At 48.8% G+C, this 17,699-nt stretch carries 18 protein-coding genes and 1 pseudogene; 11 read left to right on the forward strand and 8 right to left on the reverse strand.

Annotated elements, in window-relative coordinates:
• Position 1 precedes the first annotated feature (1 nt).
• From SPM24T3_RS12925 to SPM24T3_RS12935, 3 genes are all read right to left on the reverse strand, one after another.
• Entirely contained in the window at positions 2–1,657 is a 1,656-nt protein-coding gene (locus SPM24T3_RS12925) for an iron ABC transporter permease (RefSeq protein WP_009637211.1), read from the reverse strand.
• A gap of 56 nt (positions 1,658–1,713) precedes the next feature.
• Positions 1,714–2,646 (reverse strand): ABC transporter substrate-binding protein, encoded by a 933-nt coding sequence (locus SPM24T3_RS12930; RefSeq protein WP_369699990.1) that lies wholly within the window; start codon positions 2,644–2,646, stop codon positions 1,714–1,716.
• 71 nt (positions 2,647–2,717) lie between these two features.
• Positions 2,718–3,458 carry an ABC transporter ATP-binding protein gene (locus SPM24T3_RS12935; RefSeq protein ID WP_009637213.1) on the reverse strand — a complete coding sequence of 247 codons (741 nt, stop codon included), beginning with the start codon at positions 3,456–3,458 and terminating at the stop codon, positions 2,718–2,720.
• Between SPM24T3_RS12935 and SPM24T3_RS12940 the strand changes: the two genes are divergently transcribed.
• The 4 genes from SPM24T3_RS12940 (at position 3,457) to SPM24T3_RS12955 (ending at position 6,607) form a co-directional block, all read left to right on the forward strand.
• Positions 3,457–3,702, forward strand: coding sequence for a hypothetical protein (locus SPM24T3_RS12940; protein WP_009637214.1), 246 nt, complete (start codon positions 3,457–3,459; stop codon positions 3,700–3,702). The genes SPM24T3_RS12935 and SPM24T3_RS12940 overlap by 2 nt on opposite strands.
• Positions 3,703–3,759: 57 nt before the next feature.
• Positions 3,760–4,863, forward strand: a complete 1,104-nt coding sequence (locus SPM24T3_RS12945; protein ID WP_009637215.1) for an FAD-binding oxidoreductase — start codon at positions 3,760–3,762, stop codon at positions 4,861–4,863.
• A 5-nt stretch (positions 4,864–4,868) separates the two neighbouring features.
• Positions 4,869–5,420, forward strand: coding sequence for a DNA-3-methyladenine glycosylase I (locus SPM24T3_RS12950; protein ID WP_009637216.1), 552 nt, complete (start codon positions 4,869–4,871; stop codon positions 5,418–5,420).
• A gap of 257 nt (positions 5,421–5,677) precedes the next feature.
• A complete protein-coding gene (locus SPM24T3_RS12955) occupies positions 5,678–6,607 on the forward strand; it encodes a VirK/YbjX family protein (RefSeq protein ID WP_009637217.1) in 930 nt (309 codons plus the stop codon).
• 158 nt (positions 6,608–6,765) lie between these two features.
• On the opposite strand, the gene SPM24T3_RS12960 is transcribed toward SPM24T3_RS12955, so the two are convergent.
• Entirely contained in the window at positions 6,766–7,734 is a 969-nt protein-coding gene (locus SPM24T3_RS12960; protein WP_009637218.1) for a GlxA family transcriptional regulator, read from the reverse strand.
• Between the two features lie 131 nt (positions 7,735–7,865).
• On the opposite strand from SPM24T3_RS12960, the gene SPM24T3_RS12965 reads away from it, so the two are divergent.
• Positions 7,866–8,507, forward strand: coding sequence for an HD domain-containing protein (locus SPM24T3_RS12965; RefSeq protein ID WP_009637219.1), 642 nt, complete (start codon positions 7,866–7,868; stop codon positions 8,505–8,507).
• A gap of 9 nt (positions 8,508–8,516) precedes the next feature.
• Here the strand turns inward: SPM24T3_RS12965 and yqfB are convergent, their stop codons facing one another.
• Both yqfB and SPM24T3_RS12975 read right to left on the reverse strand, forming a co-directional pair.
• Complete coding sequence (yqfB, locus tag SPM24T3_RS12970) at positions 8,517–8,834, reverse strand: N(4)-acetylcytidine aminohydrolase (protein WP_009637220.1); 318 nt, start codon at positions 8,832–8,834, stop codon at positions 8,517–8,519.
• A gap of 104 nt (positions 8,835–8,938) precedes the next feature.
• A complete protein-coding gene (locus SPM24T3_RS12975; protein WP_009637221.1) occupies positions 8,939–11,152 on the reverse strand; it encodes a M66 family metalloprotease in 2,214 nt (737 codons plus the stop codon).
• Positions 11,153–11,772: 620 nt separating this feature from the next.
• Between SPM24T3_RS12975 and SPM24T3_RS12980 the strand changes: the two genes are divergently transcribed.
• Entirely contained in the window at positions 11,773–12,672 is a 900-nt protein-coding gene (locus tag SPM24T3_RS12980) for an alpha/beta fold hydrolase (RefSeq protein ID WP_009637222.1), read from the forward strand.
• 63 nt (positions 12,673–12,735) lie between these two features.
• Here SPM24T3_RS12980 and SPM24T3_RS12985 read toward each other — a convergent pair whose 3' ends face one another.
• Together SPM24T3_RS12985 and SPM24T3_RS26155 are read right to left on the reverse strand one after the other, a co-directional pair.
• Positions 12,736–13,581: a hypothetical protein gene (locus SPM24T3_RS12985; RefSeq protein ID WP_237713047.1), complete on the reverse strand. Its 846-nt coding sequence runs from the start codon at positions 13,579–13,581 to the stop codon at positions 12,736–12,738.
• A 78-nt stretch (positions 13,582–13,659) separates the two neighbouring features.
• Positions 13,660–13,809, reverse strand: a pseudogene (locus tag SPM24T3_RS26155) (RHS repeat-associated core domain-containing protein); the annotation flags it as partial.
• 109 nt (positions 13,810–13,918) lie between these two features.
• On the opposite strand from SPM24T3_RS26155, the gene SPM24T3_RS12990 reads away from it, so the two are divergent.
• From SPM24T3_RS12990 to SPM24T3_RS13010, 5 genes are all read left to right on the forward strand, one after another.
• Positions 13,919–14,458 carry a GNAT family N-acetyltransferase gene (locus SPM24T3_RS12990; protein ID WP_157135295.1) on the forward strand — a complete coding sequence of 180 codons (540 nt, stop codon included), beginning with the start codon at positions 13,919–13,921 and terminating at the stop codon, positions 14,456–14,458.
• 144 nt (positions 14,459–14,602) lie between these two features.
• A complete protein-coding gene (locus tag SPM24T3_RS12995) occupies positions 14,603–15,028 on the forward strand; it encodes a DUF2231 domain-containing protein (RefSeq protein ID WP_009637225.1) in 426 nt (141 codons plus the stop codon).
• 12 nt (positions 15,029–15,040) lie between these two features.
• A complete protein-coding gene (locus SPM24T3_RS13000) occupies positions 15,041–16,363 on the forward strand; it encodes a sorbosone dehydrogenase family protein (protein WP_009637227.1) in 1,323 nt (440 codons plus the stop codon).
• 256 nt (positions 16,364–16,619) lie between these two features.
• The gene (locus tag SPM24T3_RS13005) at positions 16,620–17,030 is read left to right on the forward strand and encodes a hypothetical protein (RefSeq protein WP_009637228.1); all 411 of its coding nucleotides are present in this window, start codon (positions 16,620–16,622) and stop codon (positions 17,028–17,030) included.
• 41 nt (positions 17,031–17,071) lie between these two features.
• Positions 17,072–17,641, forward strand: coding sequence for a YMGG-like glycine zipper-containing protein (locus SPM24T3_RS13010; protein WP_009637229.1), 570 nt, complete (start codon positions 17,072–17,074; stop codon positions 17,639–17,641).
• The last annotated feature ends 58 nt before the right edge of the window (positions 17,642–17,699 follow it).

Raw genomic sequence — 17,699 nt, forward strand, 5'->3', positions numbered from 1 at the left:
TTCAATTCAGTTGGCGATTTTGCAGCCTGACAGCCAACAGCATCACTGCCAGAGTCAGTAACACCGCCAGGCTGGCCATTGCCATTCCGTCGCCCACCGAACCCTGTTCAAACTGCCGCCAGACAAATACCGAGACGGTTTCCACTCCGGCGGGAGCAAGCAATAGCGAGGTCACCAACTCGCGCGAAGCAACCGCAAACACCATCATCATCGAGGCGAGCAGGCTGGGCCAGACCAGCGGCAGTAGAATCAGCCGCAGCGCCTGTGCCGCGCTGGCCCCGTGAACTCTTGCCGCTGATTGAAGATTTTCGCCTATCTGCTCAATGGCCGCACTGACGTAACGCACCGGATAAGGCATCAGCAGACAACAATAGGCCAACAGCAAAATCCCCACGGTATTATAAGGTGTGACCGGCCAAAAGCTGCGGTTCCACGCCAGAATCAGCCCTACGCCAACGACAATGCCGGGTAATGCTGCTGGAAATAGCGACAACGCATCAATCCACGCCGCAAAGCGCACTCGCTGTGAGACAACCAGCCACGACGCCAGCAAACCGATCGTTCCGACAATCAGCGCAGTGGCGAGCGCCAAACCAAGACTGGTCGTTAGCGCGCTCAGCGCATCGCCCTGTAGGTCAAACAATGCATTGAAATGACGCCAGGTCAGATTGTTCATGCTCAGCCCGCCAGAGAGCGTGCGGCTAAACGCGGTCGCCAGCATTGACGCTAAAGGAACGCCCACGGCAATCAGCGCTATCAAGCAAAAAATTGCCATAACCGGAAAACGCCAAACCCCGAGTTGACGAGGGGCCACGGCAATCGGTTTACCCGAGGTGGTTGCAACATTTTTACCCTGGGTGATGGCCCGCTGCACACAGAAGGCACAACAGGCGATAGCAACCAACACCACGGAAATGCCCGCCGCGCCCGGCATATCGATAGGCCAGTCCGCCAGCCGCTGTTCGATTCCGGTGGTCAACACGGCGATACCGCTGCGGGTTCCCAAAGCTGCAGGAACGCCGTACTCCTCAATTGCCAGCGTAAAGGCCAACAGCAGGCTTGAAGCCATTGACGGCAGCGCCAGGGGTAAAGTAATTCGCCCAAAGGCCCGCCACGGACCGGCCCCGTGAACTCTTGCCACCTCGGCGAGGCGGCTCCCGCTGGCGGCCATGCTCCGCGATACGGCAAAATAGACCACCGGGAAGACGTTCAGCGTCATGACGAACACCATTCCCGGCAGCGAAAACAGGAGGTTATTTAAATCCAGGCCTACAAGCTGCTGCAGGTAGCCGTGAGATTGCAGCGCCAACATCCAGGAAAGGGCGGCAAGATAAGGGGGGAAAAGGAAAGGGATCAGAAACAATGCATCCCAAAACGCAGCGGCGGGTAAAACAAACAATCCGCGCAATGCTCCCAATGGAATGCCGATCAGCGCACTGCCAAATGCCACACCTAACCCCAGCTTGACTGTTCCGCCCAACTCGGTTGAAAACTGGGCATCGTGCAACAGTCGACCAAAGGTGCTGAACGGTGCAGAAAATACGCCACTGGCAAAGTGTGGAAAAATCGCCTGTAACAGTACAAAACTGACCGGGACTGCCACCAAAAGCAGCAGCGCGCCACCGGTAAACATCGGTAGACAGGAATTTTTATTCATCACAAACTCCGAAGCCCGACAAGTTTCCCTGTCGGGCGATGATCAGGTTTTCACCATTACTGTGCTGCAAACAGGGCCGCAAACTTGTCCAGTACCTGTTTACGATCGGCGGAACCGGCAGTCTCGGCGGGTAAAACTTTTAATGTTTTAAAAAGCGGGCGTTTGGCGTCAATGTCTTCGCGCGCGGGCATCAGCCAGGCATCGGCGACCAGTTGCTGACCCTCCGGCGACAGAACATAATCAACAAAAGCTTTGGCCTGAGCAGGCTCTTTGCTGCTTTTGAGGATCATCATCGGGCGTGGCGCAATCACTGTACCGCTGGTTGGGAAAATCACTTTTACTGCTTCCCCCGCCTCGACGCTGTTGTACGAAACATAATCCACCGCGCCAAAGACGGCGGCCTTGGCGCCTTGCAATACGGGGGTGAGTGCCTGAGCGTTAGGACCGGCAACTATCATGCCGTTAGCCTTAAGATTATCAAACAGCTTCCAGGCCTGATCGCCATAAGCATTTTGCAGACCGATCAGCAAATCCAGCGAAGCGCCGGAGAGTGAAGGGTCCGGCGTGGTCACTTTGTCTTTGAATGCCGGAAGTGCCAAGTCCTGCCAGTCGTGTGGTTCTGGAGTGCCGCTTTTAGTATTCCAGACAATACCCAGCGCCGAAATTCCCTGGGCAACATAGTAAGGATTTTTGAATTCAGCCGGGACGTGGGAAGCATTGGGGCTTTGATATGCCAGCAGCCAGTCGCGTTTTGCGAGGCTGGTTGCCGTGTCCCATGAAGCAGAAATCAGTACGTCGGCGCGCGGGTTAGCCTGTTCCGCATCGAGACGCGCCATCACTTTGCCGGTTGTCGCCTGAAAAATATCGACCTTGACGCCGGTCTGTTTTTCATAGCCCGCCGCCAGTTTTTTAGCCAGCGAGCCGGGGCCGGCAGTGTACACGGTCAGTGCCTGTGCAGCGCCGGTTGTCAGAGCAAAAGAAAGAGTCATTGCAGTTAATAAACCTGTTTTGATTACAGAAACGTTGTTCGAATTACGCATTTTTTAAAATCCACCACCGATTAGGCAACAAAAGGAGAAACGCGGGAAAGAATGGCCGGAGCAGAAGAATCGAGGCTGTCGATGCGCCTGATGGCCCCTTGTTCCATGCGCGCAATACAGTGGGCCAAAGCCTCGGCTTCATGCGGGTCATGGGTGACATACACCGCAGTGGTCCCGAGCTGGCGCAGCAGTACGGCCATTTCCTCGCACAGAGTTTCACGCAGGTTGCGGTCAAGGTTGGATAGTGGCTCATCGAATAACAGGATTTGTGGCTCGGCGACAATGGCACGGGCCAACGCCACGCGCTGTTGCTGCCCACCGGAGAGTTCGGAGGGGCGACGATGAGTAAAATCTGCCAGCCCCACGCGGTCAAGCGCCGTCAATACCCGCTGCTGACGGGCTTTGGCCGGCACACTGCGCATTTGCAGCGGAAACGATACATTCTGGCCGACGGTCATGTGCGGCCACAGGGCGTAGTCTTGAAACACCATCCCTAAATCACGTTTTTCCGGCGGCAGACTAAATCGACCATCTACCACCTTTTGCCGACCAAAAAACACTTGGCCTGCCTCGGGGTGTAACAGCCCGGCCAGCAGTTTAAGAAGGGTGCTTTTACCGCAGCCGGACGGGCCAAGCAGCGCCATAATGATCCCTTTTGGCACTTGCAGGCAGATATCGTCAAGCACTCGATTGGCCGCAAAATGATGAGTAACGTGTTTAACCTGGATTGCGGGCGGGAGAACCGTTAGCGCAGAGCACATGAAGCACCCCGCGTTTTGGCTGATTTTAAAGTTTCAAAATTATGGAGGCGCGCAGGCACCACCGGCCGGATGGCTGGCTGTTTCATGGGAACTATCCTCTTTGGGATTTATTGATTCGGCCAGACTAATGATGATTTATTACGCCAATATGACGGTGCGACTGCAGGTGAACGGTGGGATAAAAGCCTTGCACCTAGCAGGACGGTTGGCTACTTTATTGATTAAGTTAGCGATTAAATTGTGAATCTGCCTTTTAAATCGGGCACTTGGCGTTTGTGACCTATCACTTTCTGGAGTTTTAATGAAAATAATCGTTATTGGCGCCGGAATGATCGGCGCGTCTCTGACCTGGGAACTGACCGAGGCGGGTTTTACGGTTACGCTGCTAGACGCGAGCGAGGCGGGCAAAGGCACCAGCGCGAATTCTTTTGCCTGGATTAACTCTCACGGCAAGCCACCCGAAGCCTATCACCGCCTGAACGCCTCGGGTATGCAAGCCCATCGTGACCTGGCTAAACGCTTTGGACAGGCTCCATGGCTGAATCTCACCGGCTGTCTTGAATGGCAAGCGCCAGCAGAGCAACAGGCGATGAAAGACAACGTCGCTCGTTTGCAAAACTATGATTATCCGGCCGAATGGATCAGCGCAGGGCAGTTGCAACAGTATGAACCAGAAATACATCTCGACGGCACTCAAGGAGCCATTGGCTGGTTCTCGTCGGAAGGATGGGTTGATACCCAGCAGTATATTCATCTGCTTTTGCAGGCCAGCGCAGCAGAGGGGGCAAAAATCGTCACCGGCAGCAAAGTCGTGGAAATCTTGCAGGACGGTGACACTGTCACTGGAGTTAAAACCGCTGATGGCACCTTGCACCGCGCCAGTCTCACTATTAATGCCAGTGGTCGCTGGTCAGACAAACCGCCTTATCTTGGCCAGCAAGCAACCCAGCTTGCGCCGACGACCGGGATACTCATTCGCGTTCCTGCCGAATACGTGCCTGTTAACCACGTTTTGGCAACGCCGATGTTTCATTGCCGCCCCGATGGCGAAGGGGTAACGCTGCTTTGCCCAAATGAAGGGGTTTACGATATTGATGAATCGACCCCACAGTCGCGGATTGATGAGCTGGCGGCAGACATCATCCTCAAGGCTGCCGAGGTTTGGCCAAGGCTGGCGGCTATCAGGCCGGAGCAGTATAAAGCTCGCATGGGTATTCGCGCCTTGCCGGTCGATGGATATCCTATAGTTGGCCCAACGCCTGGTTTAGCGGGTTATTACACCGTGGTGACTCACAGTGGTGTGACGCTGTCACCTTTACTGGCGCGCCTGGTGACCCAGGAAATCAAAGGCAAACCCGCCGCTGAGTTAGAGCCTTACCGCCCGCAGCGCCTGCTTAAAGGATAAAACACATGAAAGAACCGGTACGCTGTGCCTGGGGCGAAAACGATCTTCTCATGCAGCAATATCACGACCGCGAATGGGGCGTGCCGGTGTATGACAGCCGCGCTTTGTGGGAAAAGCTCATGCTCGACGGATTTCAGGCCGGGCTGTCATGGCGCACAATTCTCAATAAGCGAGACGCTTTCAGAAAAGCTTTTTGCGGATTTGACCCTTACAAAGTTGCTGAATTCACTGGACAAGATGTTGAACGTCTGGTGACTAATCCTGACATTGTTCGTTCACGAGCCAAAATTAACGCGGTGATTAAAAACGCCCGGGCGTATCTACGAATGCAGGAGCAGGGGGAAGATTTTTCACAATGGATTTGGTCAAAAGTCGGCGGCAAACCCATTCAGCATCTCGGTCCGATACCCACTCAAAGCGAGCTTTCACAGGATATCTCCAAACAATTGAAAAAACGCGGTTTCAGCTTTGTAGGCCCGGTGATTGTCTATGCCTGGATGGAAGCGACCGGACTTATCAACAGCCATCATCCTGACTGTTTTCGTCGTCATCTGTAGCCCTCATTCTGACTTTCTGATTTTAGTTCCTCGTTAGATCATGAAAATTTCACACAGTCGTCATAAATCTGCTTACTTTTTACCCAATCCAATGCTTTGTTGTGGTTTTGTTTATAAAACTCGGGGAAAGTTCCCTGCGTGAGCAATAAAAGTTAAGAATTTTCCGGTGCCATACTTAAAATAACCTTAAGACATATATGAGACGAATAATTTTACCATTTTCATGGTAGCGATTTTCATTTGAGGCAAATGGCATTATGAACACCAGTGAAAGCTTACTTATTTCAGAGGCTATTTTTTTTAAAAAATTAGTCATGAATGAAGTCATGCACGATAGATATTGGGATTCAAAATCAAATAGAGCGAAATACATTATTCGCAGTTTGCTGATGCCAAAATCAACCTTCAAAGTCCTTGGTTTTCTGGCGACTAATCCAGATGCCAAGCGCCTTATGGCAAGACAACCTTCGTTGCCTTACAAGCTTCATCGCCCTTATTTGCGGGCCAATTTAAAGACAAAAGATAAAATCAAGTCAATCTGTGAAGGGTCTCGCCTGATATTCACAAGTCTTGAGAGTTCGGTTTATAAAAAAATATACTCGAGTGATGGTTTACAGCTGGCGAAAATAGAAGGAAAAAACGGCGATTACACCATCAAGATGGGAATGGAGAATAAGTTTAGCCGAGAAGGAGAACTGGTACTTAATCTAAAAAATAGCGAAGGAATCACGCTTGCCTCTTGTGCTTTTGGTTTTGTGTTTGAGAATGACATGCCGTGTTTGTTCATCGGCGCTATGCAAGGTGGCGAAAAGCTGTGTACGCCGGAGCTGATAAAAGAGGCCACCAAGTCTTGCTATGGGCTGTTCCCGAAGAGGATATTGATTGAAATAGTGTGTTTTCTCGCCAACAAGTTCGAGTGTTCAAAAATACTGGCAGTGAGCAATAAAACACACATTTTCCAAAGCGGCCGCTATAAGAAAAGAAAATCGAGCCTGATGCTGGCGGATTACGACGGCTTTTGGGAATCATTATCTGGCCACCGCAATGCTAAAAATGACTATGAATTACCGCTTGAGATCAAAAGAAAAGATATTGAAGAGGTAACCAGCAAGAAAAGGTCTGAATATCGCAAGCGCTATGTTTTGCTTGATGATTTGAAAGCAAACCTGATTGCTGTTCTTAATTAGCAATACTGTTCCACCGCTTGTCATTCCCGCTACGATCATTATTTTTGTGACCTGAAAATAAAGGATACGGGCGGGCATCGGCGCTTTGTTGTCTATTTTAAATGAACGCTGTTTGAGCAAGGGAAATATCGCAGGCTTTGAAATAAATGCGGAACCCATTAGTCAGCTTTGTTTTTGAAATAGCTGCGATACTGAGCAGGGCTAACTTTAAGCTGCCGTTGAAACGCTCGCCGTAGTATATCAATACTGCTATAACCGCATTTCGCCGCAATCTGTTTTGGTGACAGCTCGGAAGACTCCAGCAGATAGCGCGCCTGATTAATTTTCTCCTGCTCCAGCCAATCCCCTGGCGTAAGACCTATTTCCTGAGTAAATATCCGAGTAAGGTGGCGAGTGCTAACACCTAAATGCTCCGCCAAAGACTTGATTGAATTGATACTTTCCAGATTACCCGTCGCCCAGCGCTGTAAATCCTGCAATGCCGAACGGCCACTGAGTGAAGTCTTCCCCGAGCGACTGAATTGCATCTGCCCGCCGGGGCGCTTGAAAAACATCACCAACTGCGCGGCAACGTCCATCGCAACTTCACGGCCTAGATCCTCTTCCACCATCATTAATGCCAAATCCAGGCCCGAGGTCACGCCAGCCGCGGTACGTAATGGTCCTTCGGCGATATAAATCGCGTCGGCATCGACCTGAATTCCCGGATAACGGCTGGCCAACGTTTCCGCCACCGCCCAATGAGTGGTCACGCGGTGCCCTTCAAGCAGCCCTGTCGCAGCAAGCAGCAGGGCACCCGTACACACTGAACCAAAACGGCGGCTGTTTAATGCTCGATCGGTAATTGACATTAACAGCGATGCGGAAGGGGCAAACTCTGCCATATCCGGCGCACCCGCAACCAAAAAGGTATCGATGGCCAGCTGCGGTGGCTGCTCAAGACACTTCTCGGCTAGCAGGCAAATTCCTGAGGAGGTTACAATCTTCAACTCTTCAAGCGCAACAACTTCCAGCTGATAAATTTTACGCCCCATTTGCTGATTAACTTCGGCAAATACGTCCAGCGGGCCAGAGACATCGAGCAGTTGCACGCCTGGGATCGCCAGAATCTGGATAGTTTTGATCATTCGTATGCTCCGGTGTCTGAGTTCGTCATTATGTCTCTAATCGTCATAATACTACGATTGAAGACAGTCGGTGCAAGATTTATTGTTAATGCCAGAACAGTAAACATCACTTTTAACAGGCGGGAAAAATCATGACATTTAACATTAAAGGCATTCAGATACCGGATAGTCAGATGGCGCGCCAGGCAACGGAACTGGTTCGCGATACAGAGTCAGAACTGTTGTTTAATCACTCGAGCCGCGTCTACTACTGGGGGGCGTTGGCGGGTCAACAGCGCGGGTTGAAAGTCGATCACGAGCTGCTTTATATCGGCTGTATGTTTCATGATATGGGGCTGACCCACGATCATTGCAGCTGTGACAAACGTTTTGAAGTTGATGGAGCCAACGCCGCGCGCGACTTCCTGCGCCAACATCAAATTAATCAGGCTGATATTGATAAAGTTTGGACGGCAATTGCTTTGCACACCACGCCAGGGATCCCCGAGTTTATGGACCCGGTGATTGCACTGGTAACGGCGGGGGTTGAGATGGACGTATTAGGGATTAACTATGAAGGCTATTCTTCGCAAGAACGGGAGGCGGTGGTCAAAGCGCATCCGCGGACTCCGCAGTTTAAAGAAGATATTATCAACGCTTTTTATCAGGGCGTTAAAGATAAACCACAGACCACTTTTGGTAATGTGAAAGCCGACGTGATTGCCGATAAACAGCCCGATTTTGATAAGGGTAATTTCTGCTCGATTATCCGTGGCTCTCATTGGCCGTCATAACCGGGATGATTACGACGATGATTGGCAAAGCGTAAATTCAATCTTGTAGAGTTCGGTGATCCCAGGATAAATTTCGGCGATCACCGCTTTCAACTCGGCAAGTGTCATATTTTCCTGCCGGGCTTCAGCGTCAGTTAATTGGTCATACATTATTGGGGTGACGCTGATAACCTTTAGGTGGCAAAAGAAATGATTGTCTTCGTAACGAGCAACGCTGACTTTATCGCCAGCCAGATAATCGGCATCACTTTTTTCACGCAGAGTAATGGTTTTGCGACCGGCAAGAATGTCGGCTTCGAAGCGGGAGAAAAAAGTGATGTTTTTCATGGTTATCTCTACAGTTGTGGCTTGAAATTAGTTTCTAGGCGAGACAGTAAAATGCTAGTTAAGGTATGTCAAATATGCCAGAGCAGATAATACAATTCCACTATTCATAATGGTGGAATAGGGTCTTTGATTACTTCAAGCATGATTTTTATACCATAGCTACCTGCCTTCAATGGGACGTCATATCGGCCTGGTAATTTGTATAATGAGAGGTATTTATCATCAGTCATATCAATAAATACAGGCCCCTCCAAAGATGTTGCCTCTACACGTCTTAAAAATTCTTGTTTGGATAGAGGATAATTCCACGCGGCAACAACTCTATCGCTCTTAATTTTAATTGGCAGATACAAGTGGCCTATTTTAGCTGCTGCTCTCGGTGCAACAGTGGCAGATTTGATATCCCGCTTAACCAGAATATACTCACTGCCTGGTACCAACGGCTGGTTTTGGTAATCTTGTCTGAGCGACGATTCATCAGTCAGGTAGGTCCAGAACTTGTTATCCACTGGAGTAGTCGGGAAATACCCAAACGGTTTGCTTTTCAGGCTGAAATAAAGTTCATGACTTGGGTAATAATATATAGAGCCCAGCTTCTCGTCTTTATCACCCCAATCGTAAAACTTATTCACGGCAAATTTCTTAAGTTTCCATTGGGTAAAAGCAGCATCCATATCTCTTTGTGGGCAAGTAATACGCACAGATTTTGGCTGTTTACTTTCGAGAACGTTGATATGGAATTTATTCATATGTCCCGCTTGCAGACGCACGCCATCAAGGCCGAATTTATCGGTATTGCCATTGGCATAATTAATCTCCGCCCTGCATTGGCCCGTTTTCAGCGGCCGTGGCTTATAGGTGTAACCATAGCTACCGTGCAGTGCCGGATAAATGTAACTTTCCAGTTCTCCACGCGGGTCGTAATATCCCACGAGCGTCACCACAGGGACACCAAAAGCATCGGGCTTACGATATACCACGCCTTTCGGTTCGATCATTTTTCTCTGCTGTTCATTCCAGATCAAATAGCCTGAAGGTGAATGCGGTGCAATGACTGCCTTTGCTTCCAGCCATTGTTGAATACGTTTTTGGGTGTAGCCGGTATGCAGTGTATATTTAGAAAGCGGCGAGCTAGGTCCACCGCCCCCCATGGTGTCATTATTAAACTGGTAAATACCGAGGAAAGGGGGCGTAACATAGCCTTGGGTTTCATTATTACCTCCCTTATTCCAGAAGAAATTGGCAATAAAACGATTCTGAAAGCTGTCCCAGCCCCAGCCGGAATTACGATTATGGGTAGCCCATTTACCGCCGCCGGGATAATGTCCCATATTATAACCGTGGCCGAGTTCATGGCTGAATTCATTGCCAACAGTATCGTAGACTGTCGCCATACCATTACCGCCACTAAGACCATGTCGAACAACGCCATTACTATAGCGCCCCCAGGATTGATGTACTGCCACCTGGTGAAATAATCCGGGCTGCCACTGCTGTTCGCCTTTAGAGGAGTTAAAGCCGAAGTTGGAATTATCAATCCCCATTGAAATAATACCTTTGCCAATATTTTCGCGCAGATCACCCTTATAAACACCGCCAGTGTCATCACTACTGTAGGTGTATTTTTTTCCGGAAGAGAGAATGACCTGGTCTAATGTTATAGGTGCATAGTTACCGACAATAAGTTCAGATACCGGGATCTTCTGATAATAATCTTTCGCGAGTTTAAAAGATTCTTTCTCCAGAGGATTTTTATCCAATGGGCCGGGGGCTGTGAGCATACCGATACGAATATTTTGCAAAACAACCTGTGTTTCGCCACCAATATCAATCGTATTCAATTTCCCGGATCGTTGGCCTGATGTTACAAACTCAAGCGTCAGCCCAGGCTGCACCCAGTCTGCTGGAAGAATTTGACTCCACGCTTTATCGCTATAAACCACATCCGGATTTGGACTGTTGCTGGGACGGTCGGCACGAGGGAGCTGTTGCGGAGAAAGCATATACAACGATCCGAGCAGTGTCCCTGTTTTGTTTTTAGCGAGTAAAAGCAGTGAGTTCACGCTATTGTCCGTAGGGATAAGCATGACCAGGGTGTCCCGAGTGCTGGTTAGTCTAGGCATCTCCTGCTGGCTGTTGTTTTTTGCATTGATGGTATGAGTTTGAGCAAATTTCACACTGCCGGATAGTGTGCCATTCAAATCATTTTTTAAGGTACTCCCATCGAGGAAAACATTCACTTTGGCACTGACGGGTACAATTACCAGTGATGAGATTAATGTGAATGCTATTACACTTGCCAAGTATTTAACTTTCATAAAAAATATCCTTTTTGATTTAACATTTTCGCAAATAAATAATGATGCTGTTTATAATTACTCATTCATTTAATTAATGTAATTAAAAGCAATTTAAGCCATTTTTTCGTTTAGAGAATGGAAATATATGAGGCGGGAGACTTGCCTCGTTTACTCAGCCTCTATAAATTACAGCTCATAGAATATAGTTTGGATTAGCGATAAACCCTCGAAGCTCGGGGGTGCCATTTTTAAATAAATAAGCGCGCGCCCCAACTATTTACAGTAATTTTCCACTCGCCATCTCCAGCTGATTAAAGCGTAGAGTAATAACAGAGTGAACGGCTTTAGCTTATTTAAGAAATATAACTTTTATCAGTAGGTTAGCGCGTGTTGGTTGTGAGTTTTGCTGAGGGCTATTTCATCTGTATTTAAGGTTTTCTTCAGGCTCCATAGCGTTCGTCCTGAAACAGGACCCATAACAAGGCAGCAGTTTCTCCGTTCATGTCGGGTTCGGCTCCATTTTTGATTGTAAAAATCTTATCGATAAACTTTTTGTTAACCATGGGTGGCTTTTTGGTCATTCTATCGTTAAATTAGGGAATGAACATTTCCTAATTTCTTATAAGGTTTTAATGACCATGCAAAATCAAACACTTTCCATCTCCAAGGCTTTGGCTCCCAAAGGTTTCTCCCATTATTACCGCCTGGTTGATGGTGTAAGAATTCATTATGTCGCGGGAGGAAATCCCCATGGAGAAACGCTGGTTCTGTTGGCTGGATTTCCTGAAAGCTGGTATTCATGGCGCAAAATTATGCCTGCCTTAGCCGATCACTATTGGATTATTGCCCCTGATTTGCCGGGTCAGGGCGATTCAGATAAACCGCTGGAAGGTTATGACACTCAATCACTGGCAACTGCGGTTCATTCCCTGTTGCAGCAGCTTGATGTAAAAGATTATTACCTTGCAGCCCATGATGTGGGGGCTTGGGTAGCTTATCCTTATGCGGTGTTGTTTGGTGATGAAATCAAGAAACTGGCCATTCTGGATGCGGGGATACCAGGAATAACTTTACCTGATGCGCTGCCGCATTCTGGTGATAAAGGCTGGCGTACCTGGCATTTTGCGTTTCATGCTATTGCTGATTTGCCCGAAGAATTGATTGCCGGTAAAGAACGTATTTATCTTAATTGGTTCCTGAGAAGAAAAACCGCTGCTCCCGATGCTTTTACCGAGGAGGATATTAACGAATATCTGCGTATTTTTACTCAAAGCGGGGCGGTTCGCGCCGGCATGGCCTATTATCGTGCGTTGGGATTATCGTCTAGGCAAAATGCACATTTTAAAACTCTGGGAAAATTGACAACCCCGGTTCTGGCTTTCAGCGCTGAACAGGGTTCAATTGCTGATATGGCAACCCCGTTGCGGCCATACTTTGAAAATGTCGAAGGAGTTATGATTGAGAACAGCGGGCATTTTCTTCAGGAAGAGCAACCAGAGGCCATTGCAAAAGAATTCAGGAATTTCTTTAAACAATAACGGGTAGCTTGTAGTGAGAAAAAATGAGACAGAAAACCTGTCTCATTTCGCTTAAGCAATAGCTCATAAAATATAGTTTGGATTAGTGATAAATCCCTGAGGTCTAGGTATTTGATTGATGGATAAATAAGTATGCGCCCCCTTTATATGATGTGTCGGGACTGAGCTTACTGCTGCAATTTCATTCTCTGTACTATTTAGGTGTTTTAGATCTAATGCATAATCCAAGTGATCAACCTCATAAATATAGGAATGATGAGGGCCTTTTGGAAAGTAAGATGAGAATGGGGGAAAACACTGTTTCGGTTTAGCGAATTTTTTGGCACATTCGATATCATCGGTAAACGAAATAAAGTGGCTTTTTCCTGTACGCGCGCTATTCATAAAATGGTCATTATAATTTCCATTGAGTCCCTTGGCCTGAAAACCCTGTTCAAATATGGTTTCTGGGGGTCTATTATCTGAACGATATAAAGGGCCATTGAACCGTTGAGTTTTAATCCCACCTTTGTTTAATAAATTTCGCTCATTAGAGGTGAAAATATCAATTGCCAGAGTATCACCGGAGGCACCGGCCCGCTGTTGCACGGCTCCGCCTTCCATCATAAGGCCGCCAAACGGCCTGTTACTGGTGCCTTTTAGCAGACTGACCAATGAATTAGCCCCAGGTGCGACGCCTGAAAGTGCAGCCGAACTTATTCCGCTGACTGTCCCTGTTCCAAGGGCGGCCCATCCCAGTGCGGCTGCGGTTTTGGGGGCTGACTCTTCAACAAATTGTTGCGCGACTGCTAATCCGCTAGAAATCACCGCAGTCGATACGCCAGCAATTGATAGTGCGACTGCCAGTGATGAACCTCCCGAAACTGGGGTGAGTAGCGCCCCCAAAGCCGCGCCCGCGGCAATGGCCATCCAGCCCCAGAGACTGTGATGCCCTGACGGGTCAGCGCGGTTAACCGGGTCGCCATCACAATAAACATAAGGGTTTATCCCGCCTATGCCGAACGGGCTCAGGCTGTCGGGGCAGTGAAAACGCATCAATATCGGGTTATAGGCGCGGTAGCCATTGCCAAGATGCGTGGTGCCGCTCGCGGGATCTGCTCTCACGCCGTTAAAACCTAAAACGCAGTAATTATTCACTCGTTATCTCCAGCTGATTAAAGCGTAGAGTAATAACGGAGTGAGCAGCTTTAGCTTGTTGAAAAAAGGTGATTTTTATTACTAAGCGAGTGGGGGCAGGCTGTGAGTTTTGCTGAAGATTATTTTATTTGCTTTTATACTTTATTTTTTTACAGCTTGGGTATTTGAAAGGATGATGAACAACAAGTTAGGGGATTTAAATTTTATCGTTATCAAGAATCCTGCAGAAGATCTGCGTGTAACGGCGTTGATTGACGATTTGAATCAGTCGCTGGAAGTTATCACGGGTGCCAGCGGCAGTAAAAATGCCGTGCTCACCGATTTTGAGCATCATAGATCATCATTTGTTATTGGCCTGCGTGATGAAAATGCCGTTGCCTGCGGAGGTTTTAGGCCAGTTGATCGCCAAACTTGTGAAATCAAACGCATGTTTTCTATTGAGAAAGGCAAAGGGATCGGTGGGCAGCTGCTGGCTGAATTAGAACGGCAGGCGGGTGAGCTGGGTTATACAATGATTCAACTTGAAACGAGGCAAATCAACCAGGGAGCTGTAAATTTCTATCTCTCAAACGGTTACCAAATCATCGACAATTACGGTATTTATCAGGGCCGTGCGGAAGCGGTTTGTTTTGCAAAACGGCTGTGCTGAGCAGCGTTAAAATTCGAGTTATGGAAACTTATTATCACAGTTAGCCACATAAACTCATAATTTTAACTAATATTTCACAAGTGCATCCTGCATTGTGCATCATTTTTGGTGCATTGATTTTTTATTTGCATAAGGAGCTTGTGAATGACCTCTCTGCGATCCCCAAAGAATTCGGCGTTAGCCGTAGGTATTGTGGCGCTTCTTGACCCGCTGCCGATCGGCTTTTTCGCCGCAGCCTGGATATTCGATATCATTTATATCTACAGTACAGAAATTGCCTGGACTCAGGCCGCAAGCTGGCTGATTGTCTTCGGACTGTTTATTGCCATTATCCCCCGTATTATCAATCTGATACAGGTCTGGGTCGGCACTGGATATCCGCAAGGCTCACCGGTAAAAGTGCATTTTTGGGCCAGCGCGCTAGCCATCGTCTTATCTATTTTCAATGCATTTATTCACAGCCGCGATGCCTTCGCCGTGGTTCCCGCTGGCGTAACCTTATCCACTGTCGTGGTGCTGTTACTGCTGTTCGCCAATCTGCAACTCGCGCTGCGCGAACGCCTGGCTTAAGGAGGAGTGACAATGAAAAATATCTATGGATTATCAATTTTAGCGTTAACTTTGCCGCTATTGCTGACCGGCTGCGACGAGGCGGCAAAAATCTCTCCCGAGCAGCAAACCGGCAGCGACCCGGTATTACCTGCGGCAAAAAATTTCCTGCTACCGCCGATGCAAGTGCCGAGCGGCACCCCGTGGAAAGATGGAGAAACGCCAAAGGTCGCCGCAGGATTGAAGATTTCGAAAGTCGCCGATGGCTTTATGCATCCGCGCCAGATTACTGTATTACCTAACGGCGATGTGCTGGTGGTTGAAGCCAACAGTCCCGCTGGCGTTACCAGTAAACCAAAAGAAGTGATTATGGGTATGGTGCAGAAAGCTTCTGGTAAAGGTGGGCCGGGCGGCAACCGAATTACTCTGCTGAGAAATGCCAACGGAGACGGCAAAACGTGGGAGAAACATATTTTCCTCGAAAACCTGCATTCGCCTTTCGGCGTACAGTTAATCGGCGACCAACTCTATGTCGCCAATGCCGATGGCCTGATGCGCTATCGCTATCAGACGGGTGACACTAAAATAACTGATCCGGGCACTGAAATTGCTGATTTACCCGGTGGTCCTATCAACCATCACTGGACCAAGTCCCTGCTGGCCAGCCCGGACGGTACTAAGTTGTACGTTGGCGTCGGTTCGAACAGTAATATCACCGAAAATGGCATTGGCGCAGAATATCGTCGAGCAGATATTCTTGAGGTTGATGTAGCGACCGGTGCAAGCCGTATTTTTGCCAGCGGCCTGCGTAATCCGACCGGACTCCAATGGGAGCCGCAAAGCGGTAAACTGTGGGCGGTGGTCAATGAACGTGACGAAATTGGTGCCGATCTGGTGCCGGATTATATGACTTCGGTTCAGGAACACGCTTTTTATGGCTGGCCATACAGCTATTACGGGCAACATGTCGATCAGCGCGTGCGGCCGCAGCGCCCTGATTTGGTTGAAAAAGCTATCAAACCGGACTATGCGCTGAGTTCACACGTCGCACCTCTGGGCCTGTGGTTCTACACCGGAACCAATCTCCCGGCTGAATACCGCGGTGGCGCGTTTATTAGCGAGCACGGTAGCTGGAATCGCAAACCGCTCAACGGTTATCAGGTAGTTTATGTGGCGTTTAAAGACGGCAAACCCGTTGGCCAGCCAAAACCGGTGGTCACAGGATTTTTGACGGATGATCAAAAACAGGTGCGTGGATTGCCGGTAGGTTTGGCAATGGACAAGCAGGGCGCTCTGCTGATTGCCGATGATGCAGGTAATGCGGTCTGGCGGGTAACCGGTGCCGACAGTCAATAAATTAAGCTATAAAGTTTATCTGAACCACACTTGTTCAAAGACCTTATATAGAGTGACTTGCCAATAGTGTTAAGAGTGCCTGTGGAGAAATTAAAGCAGCAGGCACTCATTTATAAAGTGACATCATTTCAAACAATCTCTCCATTATTTACACCTCAACTTTACGAATGTTTTACGTCCTCCACTGATAACACTTGGCCTAAGCAGGCGTATATTAGTACTAATCATTTTTCTCATCTCCATTTGAAGGTTTGTGATGAAAAAGTTAACTCTGTTGAGTCTCTGTGCAACGTTGTTGGTGGGATTAGGCGCAACTGCCGTTTCCCAGGCAGCACCTTATCCTCATGGAGGCGGCGGTGGCTTCCACGGCGGCGGCCCTGGTGGTTATCACGGCGGTGGCGGTTATCACGGCGGCTATCATCATGGTGGTTGGGGCGGCCCACACGTATTTGTTGGCGTAGGACCTTATTGGGGGCCGGATCCTTACTATTGGGGCCCGCAACCTTATTATGCTCCGCCGCCGGTAGTTTATGTGACGCCACCTGCGCCGCAGGTTTATGTCGAAAAGCAGACGGCGAGTGCCAGTTATTATTGCCACAATCCGGTTGGTTATTATCCACAGGTGCCACGCTGTCCGACAGGCTGGCAAAAATTAGCGCCAAGATAAGACTCATTACGAGAATTTCGGCAATTTGAGGTTAAGTTAACATGAAAATTTTTGCCTACGCGCCTGTGGCTGTTGTTCTGGGTGCAGTCATGCTGTCTGGCTGCGTTAGCCCGCCATCCGGACCCGATGTCCGAGCGATGCCGGGAAGCGGTAAATCTTATGAGCAGTTTATGGCAGATGATTCAACCTGCCAAAGCTATGCTCGTGGCAACGTTAATGGGGATTCTCAACGGGCAAATAATAATGCGGTCAATACTGCGGCAGCAGCTACGGTAATCGGGGCTGCAGGCGGCGCATTGTTAGGTGCGGCTTCTGGTCATGGCGGTTCTGGCGCACTGATTGGTGCGGGTAGCGGCTTGTTAGTCGGTAGCGCGATGGGTAATGATTCCTCGATGGGCAGTTATGACGACATACAGGAACGTTATAATGACGTTTATGTCCAATGTATGTATGCCAAAGGGGAAAAGGTGCCGATGCCAGCAGGATTTAACCAATCCTATCAGTCTCAATCTTCTGATGCAGGCGTACCGCCGGATTATAATCAGCAGAGTGAGGGTGCGCCGCCAGATTATTACCCACAAGATAATCAAAGCGTACCGCCAGACTATTAACAGTTGAAGTTAACGTAACATTGCTGAAAAAGTTGGAGCCCGGAAATCATGCGATAAA

It is taken from the genome of Serratia sp. M24T3, from assembly GCF_000257645.1.
Lineage (GTDB): Bacteria > Pseudomonadota > Gammaproteobacteria > Enterobacterales > Enterobacteriaceae > Rouxiella.